General features: G+C 64.8%; 4 protein-coding genes. 3 read left to right on the plus strand and 1 reads right to left on the minus strand.

Annotated elements, in window-relative coordinates; genetic code table 11:
* The coding region (locus EOA60_RS38405; protein ID WP_206628307.1) for a hypothetical protein at nucleotides 1-184 on the plus strand (184 nt) is incomplete at its 5' end.
* Between the two features lie 24 nt (nucleotides 185-208).
* Nucleotides 209-694 (plus strand): hypothetical protein, encoded by a 486-nt coding sequence (locus EOA60_RS29190; protein ID WP_095823478.1) that lies wholly within the window; start codon nucleotides 209-211, stop codon nucleotides 692-694.
* Between the two features lie 96 nt (nucleotides 695-790).
* On the opposite strand, the gene EOA60_RS29195 is transcribed toward EOA60_RS29190, so the two are convergent.
* On the minus strand, nucleotides 791-1,045 hold the full coding sequence (locus tag EOA60_RS29195) for a hypothetical protein (protein ID WP_095823477.1): 255 nt from the start codon (nucleotides 1,043-1,045) through the stop codon (nucleotides 791-793).
* A 207-nt stretch (nucleotides 1,046-1,252) separates the two neighbouring features.
* On the opposite strand from EOA60_RS29195, the gene EOA60_RS29200 reads away from it, so the two are divergent.
* Nucleotides 1,253-2,346 (plus strand): ATP-binding protein (locus tag EOA60_RS29200; protein WP_164899630.1); only part of this gene is annotated, 1,094 nt, incomplete at its 3' end.

The following is a 2,346-nucleotide window of genomic DNA, read 5'->3' on the forward strand; positions in this document are numbered from 1 at the left end:
GCTTGGGCAAATGAATCTCCTGTTGTCGAGCGTAAGGACCGTTCTTGCAGCCGTCTACGCTTGTAGAGGTGATCCTCCAAGAGGCAATGTCGGAAAGCAACATTTTTCGGAAATTCATGTTGCTTTATTACAAATCGTGAGCATCCTGCACCCCGAACCGGCGATGCGACCGGTGGGTTGCTGATCGAACGCAAGGGGAAGAGCCAGCATGACCTTTGACAAGAATCCGTTTCCGGAAGGCGATGCCGATCGCCATGCGCTGTGGGAAATGCTGGTGCGGCGCGACATCGACGCCTTCCTCGGCCAGGATTGGTCGTTGGTCGAGGACGACTTCATCGCCGAGAGCTTCTTCGGCATGCATGCGCATTTCCTGCCCAATGCCGACGCCTGGCGGCTGCAGTTTCCCAAGCTGGAAATCTATCGCGACGAATGGCTGCGGCAGGCCAAGGAAACAGCCGCGACGGAATTCGCCGAGCCGCTACGCGAGGCGATTTTCCGCGTCACCAATCTGCGCGACATCGACGTCGACGGCGATCGTGCTGTGCTGCACAAGAAGTTCGACGGCTCGATCGCCAAGGCCGACGGCAGCGTCGACCGCCTGAAATGGCAGACGCTCTACTTCTGCCGCAAGGTCGGCGGGCGCTGGAAGATCACCGGCTTCGTCGGTTATATGCCGCATCCGCTGGGAAGCTAATGCATGTCGCCCGGACGTGCGCACGTTCTGGGACACCGACATGCCCCAAACAAGGATTTACAGCGCCTCGCCTAATCCTTTTCAGCGCAACGAGGTTTAGGACAGGCGCGGCAACCGCTCGTCGGGCGAGCGGTGATCGAAGACGACGCCCATGGTCTTACCAACAGCGGCCATGACGATCAGTTCGACCAGATGGTCGTCGCTGTCTCCGCAGGCGGGGTCCGATTGGCGGATGGCATCGAGCATTGCCCGGGTCGAAACAGTGTCGCCGGCGCGAAATTTCGAAAGAGCAGACGAAACAATGTCTTGCACCGTCAGGTCTATGACGGGCACCCCCGCAGCGACGTTCATAAGCCTCCTCCTGCCATGAACCCCTCCCTCAAGGGATGATACGCTGATCGGGGGATTGCGCCAGCGAAATGGTGGTCGGACCAGTTCAGCTGTCGATGGCCTGCCGTTAGATGTGGAACACCGCGCCGAGGCCCTGGGCCATGCTCGACGCACCGCACGCCGGTTGCTAAGTCCCTCCCGCGCAGGGAGACTATCCGAGTCGAGAATATGACGGTTGCGATCGAGATGGGGCAGACGTCGGCAGGCGCGCCGGCGGCCCTCGACCTTGAGGAGCTGCTGGCGACCCGCCTGCTGGTGCAGGGCAACTCGGGCTCGGGCAAGTCGCATCTGCTGCGTCGGCTGCTGGAGCAGAGCGCGCCCTGGGTGCAGCAGACCATCGTCGATCCCGAAGGCGACTTCGTCTCGCTCGGTGAGCGCTACGGCCATCTGGTGATCGACGCCGAGGATCATACCGAGCGCGGCCTGCAGGCGGCCGGCGAGCGAGCGCGCATCCACCGCGTCTCGACGGTGCTAAACCTCGAAGGGCTCGATGCCGAGAACCAGATGCGGCGCGCCGCAGCTTTCCTTGGCGGGCTGTTCGAGGTCGCGCGCGACCATTGGTATCCGATGCTGGTGGTGGTGGACGAGGCGCAGCTCTTCGCGCCGGCTGCTGCAGGCGAGGTCTCGGATGAGGCGCGCAAGCTTTCGCTCGGCGCCATGACCAATCTGATGTGCCGCGGCCGCAAGCGCGGGCTCGCCGGCATCATCGCCACGCAGCGGCTGGCGAAACTCGCCAAGAACGTCGCGGCGGAGGCCTCCAACTTCCTGATGGGCCGCACCTTTCTGGACATCGACATGGCGCGCGCCGCCGACCTGCTCGGCATGGAGCGGCGGCAGGCGGAAGCCTTCCGCGACCTCGAGCGCGGGCATTTCATGGCGCTCGGTCCGGCGCTGTCGCGCCGCCCGCTCAGCGTGCGGATCGGATCGACCGAGACGAGCCCGCGCAACGGCACGCCGCGGCTGATGCCGCTGCCCGAAGCGACGCTCGAAGATGCGCGCGCCATCATCCTCGCGGCACCGCCGCCGGAGGCGATCCGGCCGCAGCGCCGGCCGTCGCCCGACCTGCTCGATCAGTTTATGGCTGCCAAGGCCGCGCCGCTCGACATCCGCCCCGAGCCGGCCGAGACGCAGCCGAGCGCCGAGGACCTCGCCGAGCGGCGCGGACGGATGGACCGTATCCTGCGCGCCATCCTGGCTGAGCCCGATGCCGGATTCCGCGTCATCGGCGTGCTCTATCAGGAGTTCGTGGTCCGCTGCCGGCT

It is taken from the genome of Mesorhizobium sp. M1A.F.Ca.IN.020.06.1.1 (assembly GCF_004023265.1).
Taxonomy (GTDB): domain Bacteria; phylum Pseudomonadota; class Alphaproteobacteria; order Rhizobiales; family Rhizobiaceae; genus Mesorhizobium.

Bases quoted from the DNA above. Each gene is read 5' to 3' on its own strand.
- EOA60_RS29190 (WP_095823478.1), top strand. From the start codon at position 209: ATGACCTTTGACAAGAATCCGTTTCCGGAAGGCGATGCCGATCGCCAT.
- EOA60_RS29195 (WP_095823477.1), bottom strand. From the start codon at position 1,045: ATGAACGTCGCTGCGGGGGTGCCCGTCATAGACCTGACGGTGCAAGAC.